This is a genomic window from Paraburkholderia sp. LEh10 (assembly GCF_017814945.1).
Taxonomy (GTDB): domain Bacteria; phylum Pseudomonadota; class Gammaproteobacteria; order Burkholderiales; family Burkholderiaceae; genus Paraburkholderia.
The window spans coordinates 1-4160 of record NZ_JAGIPX010000165.1 but is presented as its reverse complement, the minus strand read 5'-3'; the positions used below and the strand labels follow the sequence as shown (position 1 = coordinate 4160).

The following is a 4160-nucleotide window of genomic DNA, read 5'->3' as shown; positions in this document are numbered from 1 at the left end:
GCCTCAAGGGTTCGCTACGCCGGGCTCACGCCCGCCCTTGACCCGCAAAACCACCCACTCGGATTTCAAAAGAGGCAAAGTTTCCATGACATGTGTTTTGAGACGGATGTACACGCATCTGAAGGATGTCAATTTTCAAGAACAAGCTATCGATATCGGTCGACAATGCCGACGAACTTGACAAAACTGACGCAATAATTCAGTGCATGCCTCACAAATTCAGCATGGTACGAACCTTGCGTTTTCGCTTATCGATGTAGCGATCAACGCGGTCTGTCTTCCCAACCAATTATTGAGAAAAACTTCTATGGTTGTTCAACGAACATCCCTTTTAGCAGAACTTGCGCATGATATCGCGACGCTCACGCCTCGAGCAGCAGAAAAAATCGCAGAACTGGTCAAACTGCAAGACGAGACGCAGATTTACATTCGTCTGCGCGCCGAAGTGCGTGGCTTCGACGATATAAGATATTTTATCGTGCTAGATGATTCAGTCGGTCATTCCGACATTAAGGTAAAAACGCAGGGCGTTGCGATATTTATTGATAACGCCAGCTTGAAGTATCTCGCGGGCGCCCAGATCGACTATGATGAGCGAGCACCCCACCCGTGCTTCGTGATCGATAGCCTGAACGAACAAACGTTTTGCGGTCACAGTAGTGCCTTTGCGACGTGTCCTCGTTGAAGTTGGAACGCGATGAAACGTTGCTCTTTGATTCGATTGGCGTCGTAGCGGAAACAAACGGTGGTGGTTGCATCTCTCGCGGCTCATGACGAAGATCTCTATGACCTACGCCACGAACTACGAGCGGCCACCTCGATCCTGACTTCAAACTTAGACTTCAATGACCAGATCAATACGCAAGAAAACCTAGCGCACGGGCGCTCATATAAATTATTCTGTGCAGCAATCAAGCGACAATCGGCCTTGGCCATGTCCGTACTGTCGATCCAAACCAAACGTGCCGATCGACGTCCGATTCGCGCCGCGAGCCGAAATTCAAGCGATTTTTGCTGCTCCTGACCTCTCGACCCCGTTCGAAGCACGTCATCACGCGATGCAGCTACCGATGTATAACACCGGCGCACGAGTTGCGGCGATTACGATAACCTCTTGCAGCCAGGTTGAGTTCGTCAGTCGCAGCAGCTTCTGCATCTTCACGGCAAGAACGTAAGGAGCGGTGTGTGCCACTCTGAACCAGGACGGCTGACGCGATCGGGAAATGGATGCGCGAACGAGACGCGATGCCGACCTTCGCTATTGTTCACCAACTACTGCAGCGAGACGTCGACCCGCAATAGCGTCGATTGCATCCTGAAAAGGCGATCGTCGAAGTGGTGCATACCTATCCGAGTCTGTCGAAAAAGCACAAATCGCCCCGGTCATAAGGCACGCGACGGCGACGCATCTGTTGCAGGCCGACATCGACATCAGTGTCATCGCATTGTTGCTGGACAATGAAAGCATCGACACGACGCATCGACCAAGAGTCCCACCTTGCGCACACGGAGGACGCTTGTAGCCTATCGGGCCGCGGACGCCGTGTTTTCACGCAGCCGACAAGTTCATGGCTATCCTCGAAACTCTCTGATTATGCGCACCGCGACGATCGGGCTGCCGTGTTTCAGACGGTTCAGCGGCCGTCGTTTCGCCCAAATTTGCCGATGTGGGTATTCCGAGCCGACCCTCGGATAGGGTGCCCCTCAAATGGACGTTTGCGCGTCTTCAGACTCGTCGGAAAGTCAAGATTTGACACATATCCGTGCGACCGCACGATCGAGCGCCGCGCGATGAAGGACATCAAGCGACGCTTGTTGAGCTACTTGCCCCACTGCCGATGCAACCAGTGCATGGCAATCTGCAATGCTGCGCAGAGGTGCCACGCTCTGCAGATTCTGCATGATAGAGGCCTGTAGCTTATCTAGAATTGGTCGGATGACACCCGCTAAGCTCTGGCGCGGCGTGGCAGGGGCATCGCCCTGACGTCTCCAGTTGTTAAGCAGCGCGTACTGAACTTCTTTGTTGGCTTCAACCTGGTCCGAGAAAATGTTTATCGCATCCTCCGCAGTTAGCCCGTACTCAGACGCCATCGTCGCCGCATTTGCAATGACTTGCGCTTCCCGCTGACGGTCGTAGACGGGTTGACCAGTGTCCCACTTGCTAAGAGCGACCTGGTCAGCGGTGTTAAGGCGATCCGCCATGCTACGCACAAGCGGCACGAACGCATCCTGCTGCGCTCCAATGCCGGGCGAGCAGCCTGCCACGAACCATAAAGCTAGTGCAAGTGTCACGGCATGCCGAGTCCCAACGGGCCCAACCTTCTTCTTCATTTCCAATACTGCTACTCCTATTGGTCGATACTTGCCAGCGGCATAGCGACTGGAGACACCTCGTCGCCCGATACCGGTCGAGCGACCGGGGAAATCTCCGTCAATGCGCCCCTGACCTAGCACGAGACGGACAGGCCAAATTCGGGAGGAAGAACATGAGAGCACCGAGATGGTTCGTCTCTTACGACGCCTTTCTAGAAGGAAAGGCATCATCCCGACTATCGAACGATGGTGAATTTACAACCCGAAGCGGTCGGATCAGTGCATTCATAGTAGATAACGCCAAACGGGCCTTCTTTCCGATGCCACACTGTACTACCCTCCAACGCGACAACCGGCTCCGGAAGCGAATTAGGTTTATATCGTAAGTCTACGGTACCTTTGTCAACTTCATAAGAGCACTTGGCTAACGATCCTCGCGATATGTCATCATCCTGCGCTGGATAAAACGTGGCGGCGTTAAACTGCCTGATATTGCCTCCGCTACCTGCAGGCGCAATACCCAGCCATTCACCTTCGTTATCACCGGTTCGCGCCGAGTACACGCTCACTGTCCTCTTGATCTGGGCTGGAGAAGGGCAGCTTTCTACCGTTGCAGCCAGCGTATGAGCTGATACGCCAAGCGCAAGTATAAAAATCAAAAAACCTTTCTTATTCCTCATTTGTACTCCTTTGAAATATTGATTAACGAGTTCTTGCAGATCGTCTCGCCTTTCGACTCAAAAGACGAATTCTCAAGCGACGTTTTCACTCCCGTCCGATCTTGCAACGTTGGAGTGTCTGCGTTGGCCGCAGGGCACCTGCGATGACGATCTTGCGCGGGGCCGAACTGTAGCGAGACACGTGCTTGAAGAAAGGCGCGGCCGTAGTGTTGTCGCACCGCTTTTGCAGCAACACGGACGAACACCCAACTGGACGCCATGGCACGCCACAGCACGTACGGCTCGCCACGCAGACCGTCCATCAGGCGATTCACAGTCACACGCGACCCCGTGGAGATGAGTGAGCACGCATACCGCCTACCACTGCACCGATGCATGCGCAAACAACGCACAGCGTTCCAACGAACTGGGATCTGCTTATCGGCTGTGCAAGTACGAGGCAGCCGATCGCCGCCGCGATCGCAGGCTCGGTGCACATCACGACACCGAATGCGGATGCGTTCATCCGACGCAGGGCGATCAGTTTAAGTATGTATGGGACGATCGGCACCAAGACTGCAATATATGCGGCGTTGACGAGTTGCCCCACAGGCAAATGGCCGCCGCTCAGCAGAATACCGAATGGTCCGGTAATGACAGCGGCTGCGATCAGGGACACAGAAAGCCCTTCCGGCCCCTCAAACATCATGCCGACGCGCTTCTTCAACACGATGTGCGCGACCCAGCCGAGTGCCGATCCAATCGGGAAGACCAAGTCAATAGGGCTGACCACCCACATGCCGTCCTGCCGAGCTAGCAATAGCACGCCCGCGACTGCGAACACCGGCCACATCAATCTTCTGAGTCTGCGCTCGCCGAATGTCGCGACCGCGACCGGCCCAAGGAAGCTGACGGCCACTGCAAACCCAAGCGGCACACGCCGCACTGCCTCGAAGAAGCATAGTGTCATACACGCCGCCGCACTGCCAAGCGCGACCGCGGCACCCCAGTGCTGGCGAGAATACTTGTGCAGCGGCGGTCTCGCGATGGCCGCGAGCGCTATCGCTGCGAAGCACAACCGCAACCAGGTTATGCCAACGGTACTGTGTTTTATGCCTCTTTTGAAATCCGAGTGGGTGGTTTTGCGGGTCAAGGGCGGGCGTGAGCCCGGCGTAGCGAACCCTTGAG

At 55.1% G+C, this 4160-nt stretch carries 5 protein-coding genes; 1 reads left to right on the top strand and 4 read right to left on the bottom strand.

Annotation, left to right across the window (positions count from 1 at the left end; genetic code table 11):
• The first annotated feature begins 202 nt into the window (after positions 1-202).
• Positions 203-685: an iron-sulfur cluster assembly accessory protein gene (locus J8I87_RS43510; protein ID WP_313068279.1), complete on the top strand. Its 483-nt coding sequence runs from the start codon at positions 203-205 to the stop codon at positions 683-685.
• Between the two features lie 1058 nt (positions 686-1743).
• On the opposite strand, the gene J8I87_RS43505 is transcribed toward J8I87_RS43510, so the two are convergent.
• From J8I87_RS43505 to J8I87_RS43490, 4 genes are all read right to left on the bottom strand, one after another.
• Positions 1744-2331 (bottom strand): chorismate mutase, encoded by a 588-nt coding sequence (locus tag J8I87_RS43505; RefSeq protein ID WP_209938785.1) that lies wholly within the window; start codon positions 2329-2331, stop codon positions 1744-1746.
• A 218-nt stretch (positions 2332-2549) separates the two neighbouring features.
• A complete protein-coding gene (locus tag J8I87_RS43500; RefSeq protein ID WP_209938783.1) occupies positions 2550-2993 on the bottom strand; it encodes a DUF3757 domain-containing protein in 444 nt (147 codons plus the stop codon).
• Positions 2990-3307 carry a hypothetical protein gene (locus J8I87_RS43495; RefSeq protein ID WP_313068277.1) on the bottom strand — a complete coding sequence of 106 codons (318 nt, stop codon included), beginning with the start codon at positions 3305-3307 and terminating at the stop codon, positions 2990-2992. Before J8I87_RS43495 ends, J8I87_RS43500 begins: the two co-directional genes overlap by 4 nt.
• Before the next feature lie 2 nt (positions 3308-3309).
• On the bottom strand, positions 3310-4125 hold the full coding sequence (locus J8I87_RS43490) for a DMT family transporter (protein ID WP_209938787.1): 816 nt from the start codon (positions 4123-4125) through the stop codon (positions 3310-3312).
• Positions 4126-4160: the final 35 nt, after the last annotated feature.

Coding starts and splice junctions, on each gene's coding strand:
- J8I87_RS43505 (WP_209938785.1), bottom strand. CDS start 2,331: ATGAAGAAGAAGGTTGGGCCCGTTGGGACTCGGCATGCCGTGACACTT.
- J8I87_RS43500 (WP_209938783.1), bottom strand. CDS start 2,993: ATGAGGAATAAGAAAGGTTTTTTGATTTTTATACTTGCGCTTGGCGTA.